The sequence below is a fragment of the Roseateles sp. GW823-FHT07B05 genome (assembly GCF_058794515.1).
On sequence record NZ_JBXAGX010000019.1, the window covers coordinates 44113 to 68852 of the forward strand.

Consider the following 24740-nt stretch of genomic DNA (forward strand, 5'->3'; position numbering starts at 1 on the left):
CTGGCCGGGACGCCCCCGGCCCTGGAGACCCGCATGAGCACCACCAACCGCCAGATCGTCCTCGCCTCCCGCCCCAAGGGTGAGGTCACCCCCGACAACTTCCGCCTGGTCGAGGCCGCCCTCGCCCCGCTGGCCGATGGCCAGGTGCGCGTGCGCAACCACTTCCTGAGCCTGGACCCGTACATGCGCGGCCGCATGAACGACAGCAAGAGCTACGCGGCGTCGCAAGCGATTGATGAGGTCATGATCGGCGGCACGGTCGGCGAAGTCGTCGAATCGAAGAACGCCCACTTCGCCGTCGGCGACAAGGTCGTCGGCATGGGCGGCTGGCAGGAATTCCAGACCGTCGACGCCAGCCAGCGCGGCGTGCTGCAGAAGGTGGACACGACGCACATCCCGCTGTCGGCCTACCTCGGCGCCGTCGGCATGCCCGGTGTGACCGCCTGGTACGGCCTCGTGAAGATCATCAACCCCAAGGCCGGCGAGACCGTCGTCGTCAGCGCCGCCAGCGGCGCGGTTGGCTCCGTGGTGGGCCAGCTGGCCAAGGCGCGCGGCGCCCGCGCCGTGGGCCTGGCGGGCGGCGCGGACAAGTGCCGCTACGTCGTCGAGGAACTGGGCTTCGACGCCTGCATCGACTACAAGCAGCACGGCGACGTGAAGTCGCTGTCCGCCGCGCTGAAGGCCGAGTGCCCCAACGGCATCGACGGCTACTTCGAGAACGTCGGCGGCATGATCCTCGACGCCGTGCTGCTGCGTGCCAACGCGTTCAGCCGCATCGCGATGTGCGGCATGATTTCCGGCTACGACGGCCAGCCCATCCCGATGGCCGCGCCGCAGCTCATCCTCGTCAACCGCATGAAGGTCGAGGGCTTCATCGTGTCCGAGCACATGGACGTCTGGCCCGAGGCGCTGAAGGAACTGGGCGGCCTGGTCGCCACCGGCAAGCTGAAGTACCGCGAATCGGTGGCCGACGGCATCGCCGCTGCGCCAGAAGCCTTCATGGGCCTGCTCAAGGGCAAGAACTTCGGCAAGCAGCTCGTCAAGCTGGTCTGATGAACTGGACCTGCGTCCAGTTCGACGAGCTGACCGTCGGACAGCTCTACGACCTGCTGCAGCTGCGCTCCCAGGTCTTCGTCGTCGAGCAGAACTGCGTTTTCCTCGACATCGACGGCCTGGACCGCGAGACGCTGCACCTGCTGGGCACCGACGAGGACGGCGCGCTGATGGCCTACACGCGGCTGATCCCGCCGGGCGTGAAGGCGCCCGACGCGCTCATCGGCCGCGTCGTCACGTCGCCGGCCGCGCGCGGCGGCGGCACGGGCCGCGCGCTGATGGCCGAGTCCGTCGCCCGCTGCGAGCAGCTGTGGCCGGGCCACGCCATCACGCTGCACGCGCAGGCCCACCTGGAACGCTTCTACGCCGGCTTCGGCTTTGCGCCCGTCGGCGAACCCTACATGGAAGACGGCATTCCCCACATCGAAATGAGAAAGCCATGAGCAAGAAGACTGCAGTCATCACCGGCGCCGGCTCCGGCTTCGGCCTGGAAACCGCCCGCCTCGCCGCTGCGCGCGGCATGAACCTCGTGCTCGTCGACGTGCAGGCCGATGCGCTGGACAAGGCCGCCGCCGAGTTCAGCCACGTCGAGGTGCTGGCCCGCGTCGTCGACGTCGCCAAGGCCGACCAGATGGAAGCGCTGGCCAAGGCTGTCGAAGAGCGCTTCGGCGCACCGCACTTCGTCTTCAACAACGCCGGCGTCGGCTCCGGCGGGCTGATCTGGGAGAACGCCCTCAGCGACTGGGAATGGGTGCTGGGCGTGAACCTGATGGGCGTCGTGCACGGCGTGCGCCTGTTCACCCCCATGATGCTGGCCGCTGCGAAGGCCGACCCGGCCTGGCGCGGCCACATCGTCAACACCGCCTCCATGGCCGGCATGCTGAACCCGCCCAACATGGGCGTGTACAACGTGTCCAAGCACGCGGTGGTGTCGTTGTCCGAGACGCTCTATCAAGACCTGTCGCTGGTGACCGACCAGGTTCACGCGTCGGTGCTGTGCCCCTTCTTCGTGCCCACCGGCATCAGCCAGAGCCACCGCAACCGGCCGGCCGAGTTCGCCAGTGCCAAGCCCACCAAGAGCCAGCTCATCTCCCAGGCGCAGACCGACAAGGCCGTGTCCTCGGGCAAGCTGACCGCGGCCGACGTGGCGGCGATGGTGTTCGACGCCATCGACCACGGCAAGTTCTACATCTTCAGCCACCCGCAGGCGCTGGCCGGCGTGCAGACGCGGCTGGAAGACGTGATGCAGCTGCGCAACCCCACCGATCCCTTCGCCGACCGGCCCGAGATCGGCGCCGCGCTGCGGGCCAAGCTGCGCGCCGAGTGAGGCGGGGACAATCGGGGGCATGAGCTCCCCCGATTCCATCGCCATCATCGGCGGCGGCCCCGCCGGCCTGATGGCCGCCGAGGTGCTGGCCGCCGCCGGCCACACCGTCACCGTCTTTGACGCCAAACCCAGCGTCGGCCGCAAGTTCCTGCTGGCCGGCAAGGGCGGCCTCAACCTCACGCACTCCGAGCCGTTCGAGCCGTTCGTCGGCCGCTTCGGCACACGCGCGGCGCAGATCGCGCCGCTGCTGCGCGGCTTCGACGCCGACGCGCTGCGCACCTGGGCCGCCGGCCTGGGCGTGCAGACCTTCGTCGGCACCTCCGGCCGCGTATTCCCCACCGACCTCAAGGCCGCGCCGCTGCTGCGCGCCTGGCTACAGCGGCTGCGCGCGGCCGGCGTGAAGTTCGCGATGCGCCACCGCTGGACCGGCTGGGCCGATGACGGGTCGCTGCGCTTTGCCACGCCGGACGGCGAACGCCTCGTCACGCCGCGCGCCACGCTGCTGGCGCTGGGCGGCGCCTCCTGGCCGCAGCTCGGCTCCGACGGCGCCTGGGCGCCCTGGCTGGCCGCCCGCGGCGTGGACGTCGCACCGCTGCAGCCGGCCAACTGCGGCTTCGACGTCGGCCCCACCGCGGCACACGCGGCCGGGCCAGGCTGGAGCGAGCGCTTCGCGACCGAGTTCGCCGGCCAGCCGGTCAAGCCCGTGGCGCTCGCGACCGACGGCTTTGCAAGCCGCCCCGGCGAGTTCGTCATCACCGCCACCGGCATCGAGGGCTCGCTGGTCTATGCCGCCAGCAGCGCGCTGCGCGAGCAGATCGCGCGCACGGGCACGGCCACGCTGGCGCTGGACCTGCTGCCGCAGCTGACGCCCGAGCGCGTGCTGGCCGAAGTGAAGCACCCGCGCGGCAGCCGCTCGCTGTCGTCGCACCTGAAGAGCCGGCTCAACCTCGGCGCGCTGAAGCTGGGCCTGCTGCACGAGCTGCTGACGCGCGAGCAGATGCTGGACGCCGCCACGCTGGCCGCGGCGCTGAAGTCCCTGCCGCTGACGCTGCACGCACCGCGCCCGGTGGCCGAGGCCATCTCCACCGCCGGCGGCGTGCGCTTCGAGGCGCTGAACGACGGCCTGATGCTGAGCGCGCTGCCCGGCGTGTTCGTCGCCGGCGAGATGCTGGACTGGGAAGCCCCCACCGGCGGCTACCTGCTGACGGCCAGCCTGGCCAGCGGCCGCGCGGCGGCCCAGGGCCTCGTGGGCTGGCTGGCCGGGCCGCGCTGAGCGGCGCCGTTCACAGACGGTTGCAACTCGGTGGGCCGGCGCCCCCAGCCTTAGGGGCCGGCCGCGGCGCTGGCGCGACGGCGCGCTTTCTAGACTCGCGCGTCTTTCACGCCCACCCCGCCCATGCGCCTGCCCCGTCCCACGCTGCTCGTCCTGAGCCTGATCGCCGCCAGCCTGCCGGCCGCCGCCCAGACCACGCTGCCGCCCACCCCGCTGGGCACGCCGGACCCTGCCTCGTTCTACGGCCTGCTGCTCAACCAGTGGTACGTGTCGGTCAAGCAGGTCAGCGCCGGCACGCTCATCGACGGCACGCCGACGCAGGACGGCAGCTTCCTGACCTTCCCCACCTCGGCAGCCACGCCGAGCCGGGCCGAGTCGGGCCAGACGGTGGGCGGCAAGAGCGCCAGTGCGCTGGGCGTGGCCTCGGCTACGCAGCTGGGCGCCGCGGCCAGCGCACGCGCGCCGCTGACGCCGGACGCCACCGGCATGGCCGCGGTCGGCTACGCGGCGCTGTCGTACTGGGCCGTGCTGGACCAGGACGCCGCCGTACGCTTCAACCTGGGCCTCAAGGGCTCGCTGTCCACCACGGGCAACGTGGCGCTGGGCGCCGACGCGACGACAGCCGGCGTGGCCGTGCTGGCCCACGGCTCCGAGGCCAACTTCTCGAACGCCAGCCAGGCGGCCCTCTTCGCCAACGCCGGCCTGGACGTGAACGCCGAGGGTGAGACGCTGCTGCGCCAGCTGAGCGTGCTGAGCCCCAGCACGCAGACGCACCTGGACGTCTTCGGCGCGCAGGCCGACGCGCTGCACACCGCCGTGGACGTGGACACCACGCTGGGCGTCACCGCCAGCGGCACGCAAATCCAGTGCAACGGCACGGAGCCCGCGCCCATCTCAGCCGTCTGCGGGCGCTATTTCTATTTCATGAACGTGTTCCTGTTCACCGGCGCACAGAACGGTGCGGCGGCCGATTTCTCGCACACGCTGGGCGTGGACAGCATCAGCATCAACGGTGGCCCCGCCCAGGCGTTCAACGCCGTGTCAGCCGTACCTGAGCCGGGCTCCGCGCTGCTGCTGGCCGCCGGCCTGGGACTGCTGGGCGTGGCGGCACGCCGCCGCGGCAACTCGCGCCGCTGAGCCCCCTCAGCGCCCGGGCGGTGGCGGCGTGCCCGCCAGCTGCGCCTCCAGCTCGCTGACGTCGCGGTTGAACTCGGCCAGGTAGCGGCTGCGCTCCTCGCTGCTCCACTCCGCGTCGGAGAAGGCCGTGAGCGCATGACGCGCGCCGGTGAAGACGACGCCCTCGCGCCGCGCCAGCATCGCGCGGTCGGGGAAGCGGTCCGGCAGCAGCAGAAAGCCCTGCAGGTCGCGCAGCCGCAGCGGCATGGCCGGTGCCGCGTCGCGCAGCAGCTTGCCGAACACCCGCAGCCGCGCCGTCTGCTCGCCGGCCCCCAGCTCCTCGTTGAACGACAACAGCGCGAACGGCTGGCCGCGCGCGTCGTCCACGCGGCCGGTGACGATGTACCGGCCCGGCTGCTTCACGGTCAGCGCGACGTTGAAGTCCAGCGAGCCGTCCGCCACCCGCTCGGTGATGCCGCCCCACTCGGCCGGCACCAGCGGCTGGTAGACGACATCGAAGTTGACGACGCCCTGGCGCCCGTCCTGGCTCAGCGTGACCTGCAGCCGCAGCGTGCCGGCGAAGTCCGCGAAGGCGGTGCGCGACGGCTGGAAGCTCGCACTGTAGATGCCGTCGCTGCCGGTGAAATCCAGCGCCAGCTGCGGCCGGCCGGCAGCCTGGCGCGGGTCGGGCAGGTCGAAGGCCACGGCCCGCGTGACCAGCAGCGGCAGCACGCGGCCCGCGTCGTCCTGCGCCGCCACGCTGACCCGCACGGCCTCATCGCCGCTCATGAACACGCGGTCCTGCGTCGTCACGATGCGCACGCCCGGCACCGCCGCCTTGGTGCCGGGGAAGCGCAGCGGCAGGCTTTCGCGCACCGGGTCGAAGGGGTGGACCTGGTCCGGGTGCTCGGCCAGCGGTCGCGACTCGTGTGGGTAGCGCGTCTGCTGGCGGTAGGTGTCCAGCGACACGCGGGCGCGCTCCAGCCGCTGCAGCAACAGCTCGCGCTGGGCCAGCCGGTCGCGCAGCGCGGCGTCGGTGAACGGCGAGCCCGCCGGGCGCGACGCGGCGGCGGACGCGCCCGCCGGCAGCGCCAGGTGCGGCCGGGCGGCCTCGGCGATGGAAGCCGGCGCCGCCGCCTGGCCCGGCCAGGCCCACCAGGCGACGACGACGGCCAGCGCCGCGCCGACCAGCCAGGCGGCAGGCTTCACTTGGCGTTGTTCACCATGTCGGCCCGCACCAGGCCCACCGTGCCCTGCCAGTTGCCGTTGGTGTAGTGGTTGTAGGCCTCCGCCGTGTCACGGAAGACGACCGAGTGGTTGGTCCACTTGGCCTTGCCGCCCTCGGCCGGCGCGGTGCCCAGCGTCAGGTCGTTGCACAGCCAGTCGCTGGGGTTGCAGTAGCTGCCGCCGCCGCTGCCGGAGATGCCACCGGCCGAGTGGTAGGCCACGGCCTCGTCGTCCTGGCCCGGCAGGATGAACGAGTAGGCGGTGCCCTTGGCGCCGGCCCACAGGTAGAACATCTTGCCGCGGGTGTTGTTGTGGTCGTACATGGCGCGCGCCGTGGCCGTCTTCAGGTCCGACACCAGCGGCTCGGACAGCGCCCAGTCACCCGCGTTGGCCAGTTCGCTGCCACCCGCCGCGCCGGCGGCCACGTTCACCCACTTGATGTTCCAGCCCGTCTGCGTCGTGCCGTCGCTGTTGGCGCAGCTGCCGTCGGTGCCGGGCGTCGCGTTCTTCTTGTAGCGCGCCGTGCCGCCGTACAGCGACAGCGCGTAGCCGATCTGCAGGTTGCCGGCGCTGTGCGCGGCTACATAGCACCAGTTGGGCCCGGTGCAGTAGCAATCCAGCGCGTTGCGGATCAGGGCGTTGGTGTCCGACACATGGTTGTAGCCGTCCCAGTTGACGGCCTTCTTGTTGACACCGGCGGCCGTGCCGGCCGGCCCCCAGTAGGTGAAGTCGGCGTAATTGCCGGCCACGCCGCCGCCGGTGCGGCCGTTGATCCACAGCGAGTAATTGGCGGCAAACGCCGCTCCGGCGAGGGCCGCAGCCGCCAGCAGGGTCGTCAGGAACCGGGTCGAGCTCAGAACTCTCATCGTTGTCTCCGTGAAGGGGGTTGTCGGTCTGGTGCCGGTGTGTTGTGCGGGTCACTGTAGGAACCCGCCCCACTGTGGCAAACCCGCAGTAACCCGCGGAAACCCCGGCAAGCCCGGCCCTGCCGGCCCGGCCGGCGGCTCTAGACTGCGCCGGCTTCCCCAAGCCTGCCCCCTGCCCCTCTTCATGCACCGACGTCGCGTCCTGCTGCTCCCCGGCCTGCTCCTGCCCGGGCGCGTCGCCATGGCACAGCCGCAGCAGGTGGTCATTGGCGCCGAGGACGACTGGCCGCCCTACTCGGCGGAAGTGGACGGGCGCGCCCAGGGCCTCACGGTGGACCTCGTGACGGCGGCCTTCGCCGCGGCCGGCGTACAGGCCCGCTTCGAGCCCATGCCCTACGTGCGCTGCATGGCGCTCACGCGCGCCGGCACGCTGCTGGCATGCTTCAACACCACGCGCACGGCGCTGATCGAGAACGACTACCTGTGGCCGGCGCGGCCGATGTTCGACGAACGGTTCCTGATCTGGGCCCGCGCCGATGCCCCCGTACCGCGCACGCCGCTGCAGGTGCGAGACCTCGAGGGCCAGCAGGTCGCGGTGACGCGCGGCTATGAGTACGGTGCCGAGTTCGACACCAACCCTCGCATCGCGCGCATCGTGACGGCCCACGACGAGAACAACTTCCGGCTGATGCTGCGCGGCCGGGCCCGCTACACGCTGGCCCCTGACGCCAACACCCGCCTGCTCTTCAAGCGCCACCCCGACCTGGCCGGGCATTTCAAGGTGGTCGGCCAGCTGGACGCCTTCGGCATATACACCGCGTTCTCCCGGCTGCACCCGCAGTCGCCGGCCATGCTGGCTGCGTTCAACGACGGCATGAAGGCCATCCAGTCCAACGGCGTGGCCAAGGCCGTCCATGAGCGCTGGCGCCAGCGAACTGCCGCGCCCTGAGGCGGCTCGGGCCCGCAGCGCCGCTTTGGCAGAATGCAGGTCTCGCGTATTACCCAGGGCGCCAAGCAAGAGGCGCCCTTTGTGTTTGTGGACACCATCGTTATCCAGATTGCCGCCGAACTGAAAGTTCGGCCCGCCCAGGTGCAGGCCGCCGTCGACCTGCTGGACGGAGGCGCCACCGTGCCCTTCATCGCCCGCTACCGCAAGGAAGCCACCGACGGGCTGGACGACATCCAACTGCGCGAGCTGGACGCCCGCCTGGCCTACCTGCGCGAGCTGGCCGACCGCCGCGAGGCCGTGCTGAAGAGCATCGCCGAGCAGGGCAAGCTGACGCCCGAGCTGGAAGCCGCCATCCATGCCGCGCCCACCAAACAGGAGCTGGAAGACCTCTACCTGCCCTACAAGGTCAAGCGCCGCACCAAGGGCCTGATCGCCCGAGAGGCTGGCCTGGAGCCGCTGGCCGACGCGCTGTTCGCCGACCCCACGCTCGACCCGCAGGCCGAGGCCGCCAAGTTCCTGAACGCCGAGGCCGGCTTTGCCGACACCTTCGCCGTGCTGGACGGCGTGCGCGACCTGCTCAGCGAGCGCTGGGCCGAGGACGCCGTGCTGGTGGGCAAGCTGCGCGAGTGGCTGTGGGAGGAAGGCCTGTTCCAGTCCAAGCTGATGGACGGCAAGAACGGCGAGCTGCCCGACAACGCCAAGTTCCGCGACTACTTCGACTACGCCGAGCCCATCCGCACCGTGCCGTCGCACCGCGCCCTCGCCGTCTTCCGCGGCCGCACGCAGGAGCTGCTGGACGCCAAGCTGGTGCTGGACGAAGATCCCGTCGCCGGCCAGCCCGGCCTGGCGGAAGGCCGCATCGCATCGCACCTGGGCTGGCGCCATGCCAACCGCGCCAGCGACGCGCTGATCCGCAAGACCATCGGCTGGACGTGGAAGGTCAAGCTCAGCCTGAGCCTGGAGCGCGACCTGTTCGCCCGGCTGCGTGAAGCGGCCGAGGCCACCGCCATCAAGGTGTTCGCCGAGAACCTGCGCGACCTGCTGCTGGCCGCCCCCGCCGGCAAGCGCGTCGTCATGGGGCTGGACCCCGGCATCCGTACCGGCGTGAAGGTGGCCGTCGTCTCCGACACCGGCCGCGTGCTGGACACCGCCACCGTCTACCCGCACGAGCCCCGCCGCGACTGGGACGGCAGCCTGCACACGCTGGCCAAGCTGTGCGCGACGCACGGCGTCAACCTGATCGCCATCGGCAACGGCACCGCGAGCCGCGAGACCGACAAACTGGCCGGCGAGCTCATCAAGAAGCTGCAGGCGCTGGACGCCAACGTCAAGATCGAGCGGGTCGTCGTCAGCGAGGCCGGCGCGTCGGTCTACTCGGCCAGCGAGTTCGCGTCCAAGGAACTGCCCGACCTGGACGTGAGCCTGCGCGGCGCCGTATCCATCGCCCGCCGGCTGCAGGACCCGCTGGCCGAGCTGGTCAAGATCGACCCCAAGAGCATCGGCGTCGGCCAGTACCAGCACGACGTCAACCAGAGCGAGATGGCGCGCGCGCTGGACGCGGTCGTCGAAGACTGCGTGAACAAGGTCGGCGTGGACCTGAACACCGCGTCGCAGGCGCTGCTGGCGCGCGTGTCGGGCCTGTCGGCGTCGGTCGCCAGCAGCATCGTGCGCTGGCGCGATGCCAACGGATCTTTCCGCAACCGCCAGCAGCTGCTGGACGTGACGGGCCTGGGCCCCAAGACCTTTGAGCAGGCCGCCGGCTTCCTGCGCATCCGCGGCGGTGACAACCCGCTGGACCTCAGCGGCGTGCACCCCGAGACCTACCCGCTGGTCGAAAAAGCCCTGGCGCTGCTGAAGCGCTCGGCCGACGAGATCGTCGGCCGCAGCGAGGTGCTGCGCACGCTCAAGCCCGAACTGCTGGCCGACGAGAAGTTCGGCCTCATCACGGTCAAGGACGTGCTGGCCGAGCTGGAGAAGCCCGGCCGCGACCCGCGCCCGGACTTCAAGGTCGCCCGCTTCAACGACGGCGTCGAAGACGTGAAGGACCTGCAGCCGGGCATGCTGCTCGAAGGCACGGTCAGCAACGTCGCGCAGTTCGGCGCCTTCGTCGACCTGGGCGTGCACCAGGACGGGCTCATCCACGTCAGCCAGTTGAGCAACAAATTCGTCAACGACGCGCGCGAAGTCGTGAAGACCGGCGACATCGTCAAGGTCAAGGTGCTGGAAGTGGACCTGGCCCGCCAGCGCATCTCGCTGACGATGAAGCTCGATGCCCAGGCGCCCCGTGGCCCCAAGCAGGACAACGCCTTCCGCCCCGCGGCCCGCAACGAACGCGCCGGCGCCGGCCCGCGCGACGCCCAGCCGGCCGGGGGCAATGCGATGGCCGCGGCCTTCGCCAAACTCAAACGCTGACCTTCGTCACCGGCAAGGGCTGCTGTCAACATGCGGCCCGCGCCGCGCGTTGGCGCCCGGCCCCCCTCAAACCGCAACTGGTCGCAGACCACCTGCGGCCCGTCGCCGCCACGGCTATGGTGCGCGCCGCCCTGCACCCTCGGAGTCCTTCTTGAAAACCCCAGCCCTCGCCCTGCTGCTCCTGCTCAGTCCCGCCCTGGTTCTGGCCCAGCAGGAGGTCGACCGCGCCTCCAACAACTCGCCCACGCCCAGCAACAACCAGCTTGAGCGCGTGTCCGTGACGCGCACGCAGACCGACACCGACCTGCGCCGCCGCGAGCCCGTGGCCAAGCAGCTGTACGGCCGCGACGAGCTGGACAAGTACGGCGACACGCAGCTGTCCGACGTGCTCAAGCGCCTGCCCGGCATCAACGTGTCTGGCGGCCAGCTGCGCATGCGCGGCCTGGGAGGCGCGTACACGCAGATCCTCGTCAACGGCGAGCCGGCGCCCCCGGGCTTCAGCCTCGACAACCTGAATCCCGCCCAGGTCGAGCGTTTGGAAGTGACGAAGGCGCCGACGGCCGACCAGAGTGCGCAGGCCATCGCCGGCACGCTGAACATCATCCTGAAGGACGCGCCGCGCGTCGTGCAGAAGGACCTGCGCCTGGGCCTGGCCTACGCGAGCGAGAAGCCCGTCATCAACGCCGGCTTCACCTACGGCGACCGCATCGTCGGCGGCGTGGGCTTCGTGCTGCCGATCTCGATGTACCAGTGGAACGTCAGGAGCGAGCTGGAAGGCGAGCGGCTGACCAACGCCACGCCCGCCAAGCCGGGCGAGCTGCGCCAGCATGTCACCAACGAAGGCTGGGACCGGGGCCACGGCCGCGGCTTCAACGTGTCGCCACGCCTGAACTGGAAGCTGGGCGACGACGAGACGCTGTCCGTGCAGGGCTTCTTCGTACAGAACCGCTTCCGCAACGAGGGCGCCAACACCGTCACGCGGCTGCCCGACAGCGACACGGGCTACACGCCGCGCACCATCGACGAGACGACCAACAACCGCGGCACGTTCTCGGCCAACCGCATCAACCTGCAATACAACAACCGCTTCAGCGAAGACCGCCGCATCGAGCTGCGCGCCGGCACGGGCTCGGGCGGTGCCGACTTCCGCTTCGCCTTCAACGGCCGCAACGGCTCCGCACCGCAGCCTATCGAGCGCATCACGACCGGCGACAACAAGAACCGCACCACCACGCTGGGCGGCAAGTACAGCCAGTACGCCGGCGAGGCGCACACGATCACGGTGGGCAGCGAGATCGACCGCCGCGTGCGCGACGAGAAGCGCACCACCACCGAGAACGGCGCGCTGCTGCTGCCCGGCGTCGAGGGCCAGCCCTTCAACGCCACCATCACGCGCACGGCCTTCTACGCGCAGGACGAGTGGGAGATCAACAAGCAGTGGTCGGCCTACTTCGGCGTACGCCATGAACAGATCAAGATGGCGAGCGAAGGCAGCCGCGACGTCGCCGGCAGCAGCGACTTCCAGAGCACCAGCAAGGTCACGACGCCGCTGCTGCACCTGAACTTCAAGCCCGACCCCAAGGGCCGCGACCTCGTGCGCGCCAGCCTCACGCGCAGCTACAAGGCGCCGGACATCCAGCAGCTCATCAACCGCCCGTCCATCAACCTCAACGACCCGCTCGACAAGGGCAACACCGAGACCACGCCTGACCGCAGCGGCAACCCGGGGCTCAAGCCCGAGCTGGCAACCGGCCTGGACATCGCCTACGAGAGCTACCTGCCCGCCGGCGGGCTGGTGTCGGTGGGCGTGTTCCACCGCCGCATCACCAACCTGATCCGCACCGACAAGCCGCGCCTGATGACGGTGCCCTGGGCGCCGACGGACCGCTGGGTCATCACGCAGGTCAACCTCAGCAAGGCCACCACGCAAGGCCTGGAGCTGGAGGTCAAGGGCCGCGCGGGCGAGCTGTTCCCCAGCCTGTTCGAGCCGACGACGGCGCTGTCGCTGCGCGCGTCGCTGAACCTGTACCGCTCCTCTGTCGGCGACATCGCCGGCCCCAACAACCGGCTGGAAGGCCAGCAGCCCTGGCAGTTCAACTTCGGTGCCGACTACCGGCTCAAGAGCCTGCCCATCAGCATGGGCTTCAGCGCGCAGATCGCGCCGGACTTCACGGTGCGGCAGAACGACCTGCAGAGCCAGGAGAGCTTCGCGTCCCGCTCGCTGGACGCCTTCGCGATGATGCAGGTCAGCAAGGAGGACAGCGTGCGCGTCAGCGTCAACGGCCTGTTCCAGCCCAAGCAGGGTTCGCGGGTGTTCTACGCCAGCAAGGCCGACTTCAGCATCAACGAGCGCGAACCGGTGCCATGGTGGTCGGTGAACTGGGAACACAAGTTCTGAGGCACCGCCCCGTCCCGGCCGCGTCACGCCGCGCGGCCGGCGTCGGCTATCTTGCCGGCCGATGACCGTTCCTGCCCTCCAAGTATTCGCCGGCCCGGCCGCCCGCGCGCGGCTGGCCGAGCGCGGCCTGCGCGCTGACGACGTCGGCCTGATCCCCGCCGCCGCCGGTGGCCCCAAGGGCCTGATCCTCAACGGCCTGGACCGCTTCCTTTTCGGCGACTGGCTGGCGCCCAGCCGCCATCCGGTGCACCTCGTCGGCGCCAGCATCGGCGCCTGGCGCATGGCCACGGCAGCACTCGCCCACCGCGACGTGGCCGACGCGTTCAACGTGATGGCCGAGGCCTACGTGACGCAGGAGTACGACGTGCTGCCCGGCGAGAAGCGCCCGCGCCCCGAGGGCGTCAGCCGGCGCTTCGGCGAGATCCTGGCCGAGATCTTCGAAGGCCGCGAGGCCGACGTGCTGGCCCACCCACGGTATCGGCTGCACGTCGTCACGTCGCGCGGCCAGAACAAGGGCCTGGGCCTGCTGGCGCGCGAAGGCCGGCTGCGCACACCGCTGGGCTACCTCGGCGCCTTCGCGGCCAACGCCGTGTCGCGCCCGCTGCTGGGTCGGTTTCTCGAACGCGTCGTCTTCTCGGACCCGCGCGACCGCCTGCCGCTGCGGCTGAACGACTTCACGACGCGCGAGGTGCATCTGTCGCGCGCCAACCTGCGCGGCGCGCTGCTGGCCAGCTGCTCGATCCCGTTCTGGCTGCAGGCCCAGCACGACCTGCCCGGCGCGCCGCGCGGCGCCTACTGGGACGGCGGTATCACCGACTACCACCTGCACCTGGACTACCGTGCACTGCAGGCCGCCGACGCGCCCCTCGTGCTCTACCCGCACTTCCAGCGCCAGGTCGTGCCCGGCTGGCTGGACAAGGCGCTGAAGCACCGCCACCGCTCGACCGCCTTCCTCGACAACGTCGTGCTGCTGTGCCCGTCGCCCGCGTGGATCGCGACGCTGCCGGGCGGCAAGCTGCCCGACCGCAACGACTTCATGACGCTGGACGCCGACGAGCGCCGCCGCCGCTGGCGCATCGCCGTGAGCGAAAGCCAGCGCCTGGCCGATGAATTCGCCACGTTGACGACACGCGACACGATCCAGGCGCTGCCGCTTTAGAATCGCTTTCCCCTCCCCTCACAAGAGCGAGAAAGGCACCCTGGTTATGACACCGCGAACTACGACCACCACCTTCACCGGTACCTAGTCGGCCGCGGCTCGTCACGCCAGTCCTTTTCGGACTTCACCAATCAAGCGCGGCAAGTGGCCGCGCTTTTTTGTTTTCGCTCCCGGAGCACCCCATGATTTCAGTCCAACTCCCCGACGGCTCCCGCCGTGAGTACCCCGCCGCGCTGACGGTCGGCGACGTCGCCGCCAGCATCGGCGCCGGCCTGGCCAAGGCCGCCCTCGGCGGCAAGGTCGACGGCCAGCTCGTTGACCTCAGCCACGTCATCGACCGCGACGTCCAGCTCGCCATCGTCACCGACAAGGATGCCGACGGCCTGGAGCTGATCCGCCACTCCACGGCCCACCTGCTGGCCTACGCCGTCAAGTCGCTCTACCCCGACGCCCAGGTCACCATCGGCCCGGTCATCGAGAACGGCTTCTATTACGACTTCGCCTACAAGCGCCCGTTCACGCCCGAGGACCTGACCGCCATCGAGTCCAAGATGACCGAGCTGGCCAAGAAGGACGAGAAGGTCGTTCGCCGCGTGCTGCCGCGCGACGAGGCTGTCGCCCACTTCAAGGCCCAGGGCGAGGCCTACAAGGCCGAGATCATCGAGAGCATCCCGGCCGACCAGGACGTGTCGCTGTACGCCGAAGGCGCCTTCGAGGACCTGTGCCGCGGCCCGCACGTGCCGTCCACGGGCAAGCTCAAGCACTTCAAGCTGATGAAGGTGGCCGGCGCCTACTGGCGCGGCGACCACCGCAACGAGCAGCTGCAGCGCATCTACGGCACGGCCTGGGCCACCAAGGACGACCTGCAGAAGTACCTGACGATGCTGGAGGAGGCCGAGAAGCGCGACCACCGCAAGCTCGGCAAGGAACTGGACCTGTTCCACATCGACGAGCACGCCCCAGGCGTCGTCTTCTGGCACCCCAAGGGCTGGACGGTGTGGCAGGAGGTGGAGCAGTACATGCGCCGCGTCTACCGTGACAACGGCTATCAGGAGGTCAAGGGCCCGCAGCTTCTGGACAAGACGCTGTGGGAGGCCACCGGCCACTGGGACAAGTACCGCGAGAACATGTTCACGACGGAGTCGGAGAAGCGCGACTACGCGCTCAAGCCGATGAACTGCCCTGGCCACATCCTGATCTTCAAGCAGGGCGTGAAGAGCTACCGCGACCTGCCGCTGCGCTTCGGCGAGTTCGGCCAGTGCCACCGCAACGAGCCCACCGGCGGCCTGCACGGCATCATGCGCGTGCGCGGCTTCACGCAGGACGACGGCCACATCTTCTGCACGGAAGACCAGATCCAGGGCGAGGTCACGGCCTTCACGGCGCTGCTGCAGAAGGTCTACAAGGACTTCGGCTTCACGGACATCATCTACAAGCTGTCGACGCGCCCCGAAAAGCGCATCGGCAGCGAGGAAAGCTGGGACAAGGCCGAGCACGCGCTGGCCGAGGGCTTGCGCGCGTCTGGCTGCGACTTCACCTACCTGCCCGGCGAAGGTGCCTTCTACGGCCCCAAGATCGAATACACGCTCAAGGACGCGCTGGGCCGCGAGTGGCAGTGCGGCACGATCCAGGTCGACCCCAACATGCCGGAGCGCCTGGACGCGGCGTTTGTGGACGAGGACGGCGAGCACAAACGACCGCTGATGCTGCACCGCGCCATCGTCGGCAGCCTGGAGCGTTTCATCGGCATCCTGATCGAACAGCACGCCGGCGCGCTGCCCACCTGGCTGGCTCCGACACAGGTTGTTGTCGCCAACATTACGGATGCGCAGGCCGATTACGTGGCTGAAATTGTGAAATCGCTGCAAAAACAAGGGCTTAGGGCCTCAGCCGATTTGCGCAACGAGAAGATCACCTATAAAATCCGCCAGCATTCCATGCAAAAGCTGCCGTACATCCTTGTCGTAGGCGACAAGGAAAAGGCGAATGGCAGCGTTGCGGTACGCGCCCGTGGCAACCAGGACCTCGGCGTGATGCCCCTGCAGGACTTCCTCGACAGGATCTCCGCAGACATCACCAACAAGGTCTGAAAGAGCCGTCCGGGCGCGATTTGTTTTGTTTGAGGCCCCTCGCCTTGGGGCCTTGTTGAAAGGTCCACACCATCGCTACGTTTGCCGACCGTCGCGCGATTCCGGAGCGCAAGCACCGCCTGAACCGCGAAATCATGGCTCCCGAAGTCCGCCTGAACGGCCCCGAGAATGAACCCATCGGGATCGTCAGCATCCAGGAAGCCCTGCGCATGGCGGGCGATCTGGACGTGGACCTGGTCGAGATCTCCCCCACCGCCAATCCGCCGGTCTGCCGGCTGATGGACTACGGGAAGTTCAAGTACATCGAGCAAAAGCGCGCTGCCGAGGCCAAGTCCAAGCAGAAGGTCATCGAGATCAAGGAAGTCAAGTTCCGCCCGGGCACGGACGAAGGCGACTACCAGATCAAGATGCGCAATCTGCGCCGCTTCATCGCTGAAGACGGTGACAAGGGCAAGGTCACGCTGCGCTACCGGGGCCGCGAGATCACGCACCAGGACATCGGCATGCGCCTGCTGGAGCGGATCCGCGACGAACTGGCCGATGTGGCCGTGGTCGAGAACATGCCGAAGCTTGAGGGCCGCCAGATGATCATGGTGCTGGCCCCCAAGAAGCGGTAAGCAGTTTTTGAAGTTCAACCGGCAGGTTTGGTCGCCTGCCGGTTCACAAGTCTCCTGAGGCCAACAAGCGTGGCGGGCTCACCGCCACCGCCCCAGGGACACACTTAAAAGGAGCATTCACATGCCCAAGATGAAGACCAAGAGCAGCGCGAAAAAGCGTTTTCGCGTTCGTCCGGGTGGCACCGTCAAGCGCGGTCAGGCGTTCAAGCGCCACATCCTGACCAAGAAGACCACGAAGAACAAGCGTCAGCTGCGCGGCGCCGTGAACGTCCACGAAACCAACATGGGCCACATGGCTCAAATGTTGCCTTTCGCCGGCCTGTAATCCACCAAGACTAGAAGGAGAAACATATGCCTCGCGTCAAACGTGGTGTTACCGCTCGCGCCCGTCACAAGAAGGTCCTGGCCCTGGCCAAGGGCTTCCGCGGTCGTCGTAAGAACGTTTTCCGCATCGCCAAGCAGGCGGTGATGAAGGCGGGCCAATACGCCTACCGTGACCGCCGCACCAAGAAGCGCGTGTTCCGTCAGCTGTGGATTGCCCGTATCAACGCCGCCTCGCGTGGCCTGGGTCTGTCCTACAGCAAGTTCGTGGCGGGTCTGAAGAAGGCCCAGATCGAGATCGACCGCAAGGTCCTCGCCGATCTGGCCGTCAACGACCCGGCCGGTTTCGCCAGCATCTTCGCCAAGGTGAAGGCCGCGCTCGCCTGATTGCGAACCGTCCCGACTCGTCGGGATACGCAAACTTTCGGGGCCGGCCCACCAGGGTCGGCCCCTTTTCATTTTCAATTCCGAATGTCTGATCTCGACGCATTGCTGGAGTCCGCCAAGGCTGACTTCGCCGCCGCTCCCACGCCCGCCGAGCTGGAAAACGCCAAGGCCCGCTTCCTCGGCAAGTCCGGCCGCGTGACCGAGCTGATGAAGGGCCTGGGCGCCCTCAGCATCGAGGAGAAGAAGACCCGCGGCGCCGAGATCAACCAGACCAAGGTCGCCATCGAGGCCGCCCTCACCGCCCGCCGCGACGCGCTGGCCGCCGCCGAGCTCGAGAAGCAGCTCAAGGCCGAGGCGCTGGACGTCACGCTGCCCGGCCGCCAGCGCGGCACCGGCGGTCTGCATCCCATCACGCGCGCCATGGAGCGCATCGAGGCCATCTTCGCGTCGATGGGCTTCGACGTCGCCGACGGCCCCGAGATCGAGACCGACTGGTACAGCTTCTCGGCCCTGAACAACCCCGAGAACCACCCGGCCCGCTCGATGCAGGACACGTTCTACGTCGACATGAAGGACGAGAACGGCAGCTGGCTCAACCTGCGCCCGCACACCAGCCCGATGCAGATCCGCTACGCGCAGGCCCACGCCAAGCGCTACGCCGGGCAGGAGACCATGCCCGAGATCCGCGTCATCGCGCCGGGCCGCACCTACCGCGTGGACAGCGACGCCACGCACTCGCCGATGTTCCACCAGGTCGAAGGCCTGTGGGTCGGCGAGAACATCTCGTTCAAGGACCTGAAGGCGGTCTACCTGAACTTCATCACGGCCTTCTTCGAGACCGACCAGCTGCAGCTGCGCTTCCGCCCCAGCTATTTCCCGTTCACCGAACCCAGCGCCGAGATCGACATCATGTTCGAGAGCGGCCCGCTGAAGGGCCGCTGGCTGGAAGTCTCCGGTTCGGGCCAGGTGCACCCTCAGGTCATCCGCAACATGGGCCTCGACCCCGAGCGCTACATCGGCTTCGCCTTCGGCTCCGGCATCGACCGCCTGGCCATGCTGCGCTATGGCGTCAACGACCTGCGCGCCTTCTTTGACGGTGACCTGCGTTTCCTGTCGCAGTTCAAGTAATCCGCCCAGCCACCGAGTTCACGAGTCACCATGCAATTCCCCGAGTCCTGGCTGCGCGAGTTCTGCAATCCGCCGCTGTCCACCCAAGCCCTGGCCGAACTGCTGACCATGTCAGGCATGGAGGTCGAAGAGCTGCGCCCCGTCGCCCCGCCCTTCCACGGCATCGTCGTCGCCGAAATCCTCGAAGCCGAACAGCACCCCAACGCCGACAAGCTGCGCGTCTGCAAGGTCAACGCTGGCGGCGAGCTGCTGCAGATCGTCTGCGGCGCCCCCAACGCCCGCGTCGGCATCAAGGTGCCGCTGGCCACCGTCGGTGCCGAGCTGCCGCCCGGTGAAGACGGCAAGGCGTTCAAGATCGGCGTCGGCAAGCTGCGCGGCGTCGAGAGCTTCGGCATGCTGTGTTCGGCCCGCGAGCTCAAGCTCAGCGAAGACCACGGCGGCCTGCTGGAGCTGGCTGCGGACGCCGTCATCGGCGAAGACATCCGCAAGCACCTGAACCTCGACGACACGCTGTTCACGCTGAAGCTGACGCCCAACCTGGGCCACGGCCTAAGCGTGTTCGGTGTCGCGCGTGAAGTGGCTGCGCTGACCGGCGCACCGCTGCTGAAGGCCGAGTTCCCGGCCATCAAGCCGACGCTGGATGACAAGCTGCCGGTGCGCGTCGAAGCCGCCGACCTGTGCGGCCGTTTCTCCGGCCGCATCGTCAAGGGCATCGACACCAAGGCCAAGACGCCCGCCTGGATGGTCCAGCGCCTGGAGCGCTGTGGCCAGCGTTCGGTGACGGCTCTGGTCGACATCTCGAACTACGTGATGTTTGAGTACGGCCGCCCGTCGCACATCTTCGACCTCGACAAGATCAGCGGCGAACTCGTCGTGCGCTGGGGCCGGAGCGGCGAGCAGCTCAAGCTGCTGAACGGCAACACCATTACCGTCGACGAGAAGGTCGGCGTCATCGCCGATGCGCGCGAGGTCGAGTCACTCGCCGGCATCATGGGCGGCGACCACACCGCCGTGTCCGACGACACCAAGAACGTCTACGTCGAAGCCGCCTTCTGGTGGCCCGAGGCCGTCATGGGCCGTGGCCGCCGCTACAACTTCTCCACCGATGCCGGCCACCGCTTCGAGCGCGGTGTCGATGCCTCGCAGACCGTCGAGCACATCGAGCGCATCACGCAGCTCATCCTCGACATCTGCGGCACGGCCGAGACGAAGGTCGGCCCGATGGACGACCAGTCGCCCAACGTGCCGGTCGCCAAGCCCGTGACGCTGCGCGTCGCCCGCGCCGCCAAGGTCATCGGCATGCCGGTGACGCAGGCCGACTGCGAGAAGGTCTTCACCCGCCTGGGCCTGCCGTTCACTGCCGCTGACGGCACCATCACGGTGACCCCGCCGAGCTGGCGCTTCGACATCCTGATCGAGGAAGACCTCATCGAGGAAGTCATCCGCGTGATGGGCTACCCGACGCTGCCGTCCACCGCGCCGCTGGCCCCCATCGTCGGCCGCACCGGCTCGGAGTCGCGCCAGGCCAAGCACGCGCTGCGCCGTTCCGTGGCCGCGCGCGACTACTTCGAGACCATCAACTTCAGCTTCGTCGAAGAGCGCTGGGAGCGCGAGCTGGCCGGCGTCACCGATCCGATCAAGCTGCTGAACCCCATCGCCGCGCCGCTGTCGGTGATGCGCACCAGCCTCATCGGCAGCCTCGTGCAGGTGCTGCGCCACAACCAGGCCCGCCGCGCGACGCGCGTGCGCGTGTTCGAGCTGGGCCGCGTGTTCAAGCGCGACGCCGCCGTGGCCACCGGTCCGCTGTCGGTCGCCGGCATCGCCCAGCCATTGCGCCTGGGTGGCCTCGCCTGGGGCCCGGCCGAGCAGCAGCAATGGAGCCAGCGCGACCGCGCCGTCGACTTCTTCGACGTCAAGGGCGACCTTGAAGCCCTGTTCGCCCCGCAGACGCTGACCTTCGAAGCCACCGAGCACCCTGCCCTGCACCCGGGCCGCAGCGCCCGCGTGAGCCTGGACGGCGCCGTCATCGGCGTCGTCGGCGAACTGCACCCGCGCTGGCGCCAGGCCTACGAGATCAGCGGCGGCGCGCCCGTCGTGTTCGAGCTGGACCTGGACGCCGCCCTCACCCGCACGCTGCCGCAAGGCCAGCCGCTGCCACGCCAGCAGGCCGTGCAGCGCGACCTGGCGCTGGTCGTGAAGGACAGCGTCAGCCACGACGCGCTGATGGGCAGCATCACGACCGCCGGCGGCGCGCTGCTGCGCTCGGCGCGACTGTTCGACGTCTTCAAGCCGGCCGCCGGCGCTGCGGCCGACCTGCAGGCCGACGAGCGCAGCCTGGCCGTGCGCCTGGAGCTGCTGGACGACGAGGCCACGCTGACCGACGAACGCATTGATGCGGCCGTAGCCGCCATCGTCGCGGCAGCCGGCCAGCAAGTCGGCGCGCGCCTGCGCGGCTGACCCAGTCGCAGGAGGAATCAAGCAATGGACGCGAACGACGTCAAGAAAGAAGCCGCGGCAGTGATGATCGGCAGCCTGGAGACGCCCACGCTGACCAAGGCAGAGCTGGCCGAACTGCTGTTCGACAAGCTGGGCCTGAACAAGCGCGAATCCAAGGACATGGTCGAGGCCTTCTTCGACATCCTGCACGACAGCCTCGTCAAGGGCCAGGACGTCAAGCTCTCGGGCTTTGGCAACTTCAACATCCGCCGCAAGGCGCCGCGGCCGGGCCGCAACCCGCGCACCGGCGAGTCCATCCCCATCAAGGCCCGCAACGTCGTGACTTTTCACGCCTCCCACAAACTCAAGGGGCAGGTGCAAGGTGACGCGCCGGCCGGGGAAGACTTCGAGTAGAGTCTGCCTTCCCCTCGCGAACTTGTTGATTTGCAATGGAAAAGGCGCTTCCCGCCATCCCCGCCAAACGTTACTTCACCATTGGTGAGGTGAGCGAGCTGTGCGGCGTGAAGCCCTATGTGCTGCGCTACTGGGAACAGGAGTTCACGCAGCTCAAACCCATGAAGCGCCGCGGCAACCGGCGCTACTACCAGCACCACGAGGTGCTGCTGATCCGCCGCATCCGCGACCTGCTCTACGACCAGGGCTTCACGATCAGCGGCGCGCGCAACCAGCTGAGCGAAGGCCTGCCACCCGCCGCGGCGCAGAACTTCCGCGACGAAGCCGAGGCCGCCCAGGCGCTTGACGCCGAGATCGACGGCGACGACGACCTCGAGGTGCCGGTCGAGCTGGTCGCCCAGGCACCGGCGACGCGCCTGCCCCCCACCCACGCACAACCCCTCAAGGCCGCCGAGGCGTCCCTGACACTGCCGGTGCTGGCTGTCGGGAGCATCACGTCGCTGGAACAGGTGCGCGCCGAGCTGCTGGCCATCCGCGCCACCCTTCTCACCTGAAAGAACAACAAAATCTGGCCAAATTGGCTAGAGACCCAAATTCCTGGGTTATACTAATTGGCTCAGTCGGGGCGTAGCGCAGCCTGGTAGCGCACTTGCATGGGGTGCAAGGGGTCGCGAGTTCGAATCCCGCCGTCCCGACCATTTTATTGAAGTAGATCAACGGGTTAGCAGCTCAGGCCGCTAGCCCGTTTTTCCTTTCTGGCGTCAAAAGCTTCTTGGGGGGTCCACCAGGGGGTCCACCGTAAAAATGCTGCATGACCACCGAACGGGAGCAGTTCGGCTCGCAGCGGCATCCGTCCAAAGCCGCACGGGTCAGCTACGGCCCTTGTTGTAGTCCCGGTCAGGATTCGCTGACCCACCGCAAACTGGCGCTGCCAAAAAGTAAAGGGCTCTCGTCATCGACGAGAGCCCCTTCTGTGGTTAGAAGAACAGCGGCGACAGCTCCTCAAATGCAGCCGGTTTTGCCTTGGTCAGCGCGTAGAGCCAGAGATGGATGTGCGCTGGGTCGCCTGGGACGGGTTCATAGAACCATCCGTCGACACACAGCTCCCAATCCAGCCCCACCGCCCCCTCAAAATCGGGGCAGCCGCTGCCGCGCTGAGCTTCGTCAAAAAGACTCATTGCGCCACGCAAGCCGTCACCGATCTCCAGGATGTAGTCATGGGGCCCGCCACACGGCCGCTGCCAAGCGGAGGCGGTAAGGCGAGTCGGGCCTCGTTTTCCTTCTACATCGGCGGGGAGCATCACGAAACCAACGTACGGGGCTTCGCCAGGCTCTCCGAACTTCGGGTTTGGATAGAGGGTGCCCGTGGCGTGGCTCAAGTTCAACGAAATGGACATGGGATCTCCTTCAAGTTTCCGGCTCGCGTGGATTCGCGGTTGTCCGGATGTAAGGGGATGAGGAACATTCGCGTGTAAGCGCCGGATGCTGGGGACAGTCGGCCGCCGACCTTCAGCGTGCCCCGTCAAAGCCGGCACCAACGCGGGCCACGTCTTGGTGGACATACGTCCGGCAAAATCACCCCACAAAACTGCGGCTCGACTGAGAGTCGTCCGTACAGGGGAGGCCATGAACGCTGTCAGCCCGTCCAACTTCATCCATCTGAAAGCCCACGACGAGCAGCTCGTGCGCCTGGGCCTGCTGGCCGAGCGCTATTTCCCTGACGATCCCAACACCTGCCTGCTGAAGCTGCGGCAGCTTGCGGAGGGCCTTGCCCAGCTAACGGCGTCTCAGGTCGGTCTCTTCACCAGTGCCGACGAAAAGCAGGCGGACCTGCTCCGCCGCCTGCAAGATCACGGCATCCTGCCGCGCGAGGTCAGTGCCCTTTTCCATGAGGTCCGCAAGGCTGGCAACGACGCCAATCACAAGCTAGCCGGCGACCACCGAGTGGCTCTACTTGCGCTGCGCCTCACCTGGCAGCTCAGCGTCTGGTTCCACAAGACCTTTAAGGACCCGAACTTCAAGTCGGGCGCCTTCGTTCCGCCCCGCCCCCCTGAGGGTCAGAGCGCGGAGCTCAAGACCGAGTTGGATTCACTACGCGCGGAACTGGCCCAGTTCCGGGCCGCACATGAGGGCGTCGCTCAGGCGCTGCAGGCCACCCAAGCTCAAGTTGCCCAGACCCAGGAAGAGCGCGCCTTCTGGGAGAACATGGCTGCAGAGGCTGAAGCCGCCAAGGCTGAGCTGGTCGTCCGCCTTCAGGCCCTCCAAGCCCAAGGGGCCCAGCAGTCCACACAGGCGGTGAATCAGTTCGTTGCCGCAGCGAACAGTGCCGCAGCAACGCTGCAACTCAGCGAAGCAGATACACGCAAGCTCATCGACGAGCAGCTGGTCGCCGCCGGCTGGCAGGCCGACTCCGCCACGCAGACCTACTCAAAAGGTGCACGGCCGCAGAAGGGCAAGAACCTCGCCATTGCCGAGTGGCCGACCCAAAGTGGCCCGGCCGACTATGTGCTCTTCGTCGGTCTGACACCTGCCGCCATAGTCGAGGCCAAGCGCAAGCACATCGACGTGTCGGGTGCTCTGCAGCAGGCCAAACGCTACAGCCGGAGCTTTAAACCATCCACCGAAATCGAGCTGCCAGTCACGCCCTATGGCGCGCAGGGCGAGTTTCGGGTGCCGTTTGTGTTTTCAACAAACGGGCGTCCCTACCTTCGGCAGCTCGCTGAGCAGAGCGGCGTTTGGTTCTGTGACGTGCGCCGGCCTGAGAACCTGGGACACGCGCTAGACGGCTGGCACACCCCAGAGGGCCTGGCGGCCTTGTTGCAGCGCGACGATGACCGCGCACATGCCGAGTTGGCCCAAGCGCCTTTTGACTACGGTTTTCCGCTGCGCCCCTACCAGCAGCGCGCCATTCTGGCCACTGAGGCAAGCATCCGGGATGGCCAGCGCGCCATCCTGCTGGCCATGGCCACGGGCACCGGCAAGACCAAGACTTGCATCGCGCTCATCTACCGCCTGCTAAAAGCCAAGCGCTTCCGGCGCATCCTGTTCCTTGTCGACCGCTCTGCGCTTGGCGAACAGGCTGCCAATGCGTTCAAAGACACGCGCATGGAGCGCTTGCAGACCTTCGCCGACATCTTTGGAATCAAGGAGCTGGAGGACCAGGCGCCGGACGACGACACCGCTGTTCACCTGGCCACCGTACAAGGGATGGTTCAGCGCGTGCTCTACCCCAGTGATGACACCGCACCGCCGCCTATCGACCAGTACGACTGCATCATCGTCGACGAGTGTCACCGCGGCTACCTGCTGGACCGAGAGCTGTCCGACACCGAGCTTAGCTTCCGTGGCTACGACGACTATGTCTCCAAGTACAGACGCGTGCTGGACTACTTTGATGCGGTGAAGGTCGGTCTTACCGCCACGCCGGCGCTGCACACAACGCAGATCTTCGGAGCGCCGGTCTTCACCTACGGCTACCGTGAAGCAGTGGTGTGTTGACGCTCGCGACCGACTGACCCAGGGTGCTCGTCCAATACTGACCCACTCCTGAAGGCTACCCGAGGGAGC

The 24740-nt window shown here is 68.1% G+C and carries 21 protein-coding genes and 1 tRNA gene; 19 read left to right on the top strand and 3 right to left on the bottom strand.

Annotated elements, in window-relative coordinates; translation table 11 throughout:
- The first annotated feature begins 33 nt into the window (after positions 1–33).
- The 5 genes from AC1Q7O_RS25365 to AC1Q7O_RS25385 all read left to right on the top strand — a co-directional run bounded on the left by AC1Q7O_RS25365 (position 34) and on the right by AC1Q7O_RS25385 (position 4790).
- On the top strand, positions 34–1053 hold the full coding sequence (locus AC1Q7O_RS25365) for an NADP-dependent oxidoreductase (RefSeq protein WP_492661814.1): 1020 nt from the start codon (positions 34–36) through the stop codon (positions 1051–1053).
- Positions 1053–1496 carry a GNAT family N-acetyltransferase gene (locus AC1Q7O_RS25370; RefSeq protein ID WP_492661815.1) on the top strand — a complete coding sequence of 148 codons (444 nt, stop codon included), beginning with the start codon at positions 1053–1055 and terminating at the stop codon, positions 1494–1496. The genes AC1Q7O_RS25365 and AC1Q7O_RS25370 overlap by 1 nt, the downstream gene beginning before the upstream one ends.
- Complete coding sequence (locus tag AC1Q7O_RS25375) at positions 1493–2380, top strand: SDR family oxidoreductase (protein WP_492661816.1); 888 nt, start codon at positions 1493–1495, stop codon at positions 2378–2380. The genes AC1Q7O_RS25370 and AC1Q7O_RS25375 overlap by 4 nt, the downstream gene beginning before the upstream one ends.
- 19 nt (positions 2381–2399) lie before the next feature.
- Positions 2400–3653, top strand: coding sequence for a TIGR03862 family flavoprotein (locus AC1Q7O_RS25380; protein ID WP_492661817.1), 1254 nt, complete (start codon positions 2400–2402; stop codon positions 3651–3653).
- 123 nt (positions 3654–3776) lie between these two features.
- On the top strand, positions 3777–4790 hold the full coding sequence (locus tag AC1Q7O_RS25385) for a PEP-CTERM sorting domain-containing protein (RefSeq protein WP_492661818.1): 1014 nt from the start codon (positions 3777–3779) through the stop codon (positions 4788–4790).
- A gap of 6 nt (positions 4791–4796) precedes the next feature.
- Here the strand turns inward: AC1Q7O_RS25385 and AC1Q7O_RS25390 are convergent, their stop codons facing one another.
- Positions 4797–5978: a hypothetical protein gene (locus AC1Q7O_RS25390; RefSeq protein WP_492661819.1), complete on the bottom strand. Its 1182-nt coding sequence runs from the start codon at positions 5976–5978 to the stop codon at positions 4797–4799.
- A complete protein-coding gene (locus tag AC1Q7O_RS25395; RefSeq protein WP_492661820.1) occupies positions 5975–6862 on the bottom strand; it encodes a hypothetical protein in 888 nt (295 codons plus the stop codon). The genes AC1Q7O_RS25390 and AC1Q7O_RS25395 overlap by 4 nt, the downstream gene beginning before the upstream one ends.
- A gap of 184 nt (positions 6863–7046) precedes the next feature.
- On the opposite strand from AC1Q7O_RS25395, the gene AC1Q7O_RS25400 reads away from it, so the two are divergent.
- From AC1Q7O_RS25400 to AC1Q7O_RS25460, 13 genes are all read left to right on the top strand, one after another.
- Positions 7047–7811 (top strand): substrate-binding periplasmic protein, encoded by a 765-nt coding sequence (locus AC1Q7O_RS25400; RefSeq protein ID WP_492661821.1) that lies wholly within the window; start codon positions 7047–7049, stop codon positions 7809–7811.
- Positions 7812–7898: 87 nt separating this feature from the next.
- Positions 7899–10223, top strand: a complete 2325-nt coding sequence (locus AC1Q7O_RS25405; protein WP_492661822.1) for a Tex family protein — start codon at positions 7899–7901, stop codon at positions 10221–10223.
- A gap of 151 nt (positions 10224–10374) precedes the next feature.
- Positions 10375–12621 carry a TonB-dependent receptor plug domain-containing protein gene (locus AC1Q7O_RS25410; protein WP_492661823.1) on the top strand — a complete coding sequence of 749 codons (2247 nt, stop codon included), beginning with the start codon at positions 10375–10377 and terminating at the stop codon, positions 12619–12621.
- Between the two features lie 61 nt (positions 12622–12682).
- Positions 12683–13780, top strand: coding sequence for a patatin-like phospholipase family protein (locus AC1Q7O_RS25415; RefSeq protein ID WP_492661824.1), 1098 nt, complete (start codon positions 12683–12685; stop codon positions 13778–13780).
- A gap of 182 nt (positions 13781–13962) precedes the next feature.
- Positions 13963–15870, top strand: coding sequence for a threonine--tRNA ligase (gene thrS / locus AC1Q7O_RS25420; RefSeq protein WP_492661825.1), 1908 nt, complete (start codon positions 13963–13965; stop codon positions 15868–15870).
- A 71-nt stretch (positions 15871–15941) separates the two neighbouring features.
- A complete protein-coding gene (gene infC, locus AC1Q7O_RS25425; protein WP_394395349.1) occupies positions 15942–16487 on the top strand; it encodes a translation initiation factor IF-3 in 546 nt (181 codons plus the stop codon).
- A gap of 121 nt (positions 16488–16608) precedes the next feature.
- Positions 16609–16812 (top strand): 50S ribosomal protein L35, encoded by a 204-nt coding sequence (rpmI, locus tag AC1Q7O_RS25430; RefSeq protein WP_028601240.1) that lies wholly within the window; start codon positions 16609–16611, stop codon positions 16810–16812.
- A gap of 26 nt (positions 16813–16838) precedes the next feature.
- Entirely contained in the window at positions 16839–17195 is a 357-nt protein-coding gene (gene rplT / locus AC1Q7O_RS25435) for a 50S ribosomal protein L20 (RefSeq protein WP_025564000.1), read from the top strand.
- 84 nt (positions 17196–17279) lie between these two features.
- Positions 17280–18323, top strand: a complete 1044-nt coding sequence (pheS, locus tag AC1Q7O_RS25440) for a phenylalanine--tRNA ligase subunit alpha (protein ID WP_394511006.1) — start codon at positions 17280–17282, stop codon at positions 18321–18323.
- Between the two features lie 30 nt (positions 18324–18353).
- Positions 18354–20780 (top strand): phenylalanine--tRNA ligase subunit beta, encoded by a 2427-nt coding sequence (gene pheT / locus AC1Q7O_RS25445; RefSeq protein WP_492661826.1) that lies wholly within the window; start codon positions 18354–18356, stop codon positions 20778–20780.
- 24 nt (positions 20781–20804) lie between these two features.
- Positions 20805–21173, top strand: coding sequence for an integration host factor subunit alpha (locus AC1Q7O_RS25450; protein ID WP_492661827.1), 369 nt, complete (start codon positions 20805–20807; stop codon positions 21171–21173).
- A 35-nt stretch (positions 21174–21208) separates the two neighbouring features.
- On the top strand, positions 21209–21727 hold the full coding sequence (locus tag AC1Q7O_RS25455; RefSeq protein ID WP_492661828.1) for a MerR family transcriptional regulator: 519 nt from the start codon (positions 21209–21211) through the stop codon (positions 21725–21727).
- 67 nt (positions 21728–21794) lie between these two features.
- Positions 21795–21871, top strand: a tRNA-Pro gene (locus tag AC1Q7O_RS25460).
- Positions 21872–22150: 279 nt separating this feature from the next.
- On the opposite strand, the gene AC1Q7O_RS25465 is transcribed toward AC1Q7O_RS25460, so the two are convergent.
- Positions 22151–22570 (bottom strand): hypothetical protein, encoded by a 420-nt coding sequence (locus AC1Q7O_RS25465; RefSeq protein WP_492661829.1) that lies wholly within the window; start codon positions 22568–22570, stop codon positions 22151–22153.
- A 229-nt stretch (positions 22571–22799) separates the two neighbouring features.
- Here AC1Q7O_RS25465 and hsdR point away from each other — a divergent pair, with 229 nt between their 5' ends.
- Positions 22800–24671, top strand: a complete 1872-nt coding sequence (hsdR, locus tag AC1Q7O_RS25470; RefSeq protein WP_492662763.1) for a type I restriction-modification system endonuclease — start codon at positions 22800–22802, stop codon at positions 24669–24671.
- The last annotated feature ends 69 nt before the right edge of the window (positions 24672–24740 follow it).

Excerpts from the sequence above, each read along its gene's own strand:
- AC1Q7O_RS25365 (WP_492661814.1), top strand. The coding sequence starts at position 34 with ATGAGCACCACCAACCGCCAGATCGTCCTCGCCTCCCGCCCCAAGGGT.
- AC1Q7O_RS25370 (WP_492661815.1), top strand. The coding sequence starts at position 1,053 with ATGAACTGGACCTGCGTCCAGTTCGACGAGCTGACCGTCGGACAGCTC.
- AC1Q7O_RS25375 (WP_492661816.1), top strand. The coding sequence starts at position 1,493 with ATGAGCAAGAAGACTGCAGTCATCACCGGCGCCGGCTCCGGCTTCGGC.
- AC1Q7O_RS25380 (WP_492661817.1), top strand. The coding sequence starts at position 2,400 with ATGAGCTCCCCCGATTCCATCGCCATCATCGGCGGCGGCCCCGCCGGC.
- AC1Q7O_RS25385 (WP_492661818.1), top strand. The coding sequence starts at position 3,777 with ATGCGCCTGCCCCGTCCCACGCTGCTCGTCCTGAGCCTGATCGCCGCC.
- AC1Q7O_RS25395 (WP_492661820.1), bottom strand. The coding sequence starts at position 6,862 with ATGAGAGTTCTGAGCTCGACCCGGTTCCTGACGACCCTGCTGGCGGCT.
- AC1Q7O_RS25400 (WP_492661821.1), top strand. The coding sequence starts at position 7,047 with ATGCACCGACGTCGCGTCCTGCTGCTCCCCGGCCTGCTCCTGCCCGGG.
- AC1Q7O_RS25415 (WP_492661824.1), top strand. The coding sequence starts at position 12,683 with ATGACCGTTCCTGCCCTCCAAGTATTCGCCGGCCCGGCCGCCCGCGCG.
- thrS (WP_492661825.1), top strand. The coding sequence starts at position 13,963 with ATGATTTCAGTCCAACTCCCCGACGGCTCCCGCCGTGAGTACCCCGCC.
- rpmI (WP_028601240.1), top strand. The coding sequence starts at position 16,609 with ATGCCCAAGATGAAGACCAAGAGCAGCGCGAAAAAGCGTTTTCGCGTT.
- rplT (WP_025564000.1), top strand. The coding sequence starts at position 16,839 with ATGCCTCGCGTCAAACGTGGTGTTACCGCTCGCGCCCGTCACAAGAAG.
- pheS (WP_394511006.1), top strand. The coding sequence starts at position 17,280 with ATGTCTGATCTCGACGCATTGCTGGAGTCCGCCAAGGCTGACTTCGCC.
- pheT (WP_492661826.1), top strand. The coding sequence starts at position 18,354 with ATGCAATTCCCCGAGTCCTGGCTGCGCGAGTTCTGCAATCCGCCGCTG.
- AC1Q7O_RS25450 (WP_492661827.1), top strand. The coding sequence starts at position 20,805 with ATGGACGCGAACGACGTCAAGAAAGAAGCCGCGGCAGTGATGATCGGC.
- AC1Q7O_RS25455 (WP_492661828.1), top strand. The coding sequence starts at position 21,209 with ATGGAAAAGGCGCTTCCCGCCATCCCCGCCAAACGTTACTTCACCATT.
- AC1Q7O_RS25465 (WP_492661829.1), bottom strand. The coding sequence starts at position 22,570 with ATGTCCATTTCGTTGAACTTGAGCCACGCCACGGGCACCCTCTATCCA.
- hsdR (WP_492662763.1), top strand. The coding sequence starts at position 22,800 with ATGAACGCTGTCAGCCCGTCCAACTTCATCCATCTGAAAGCCCACGAC.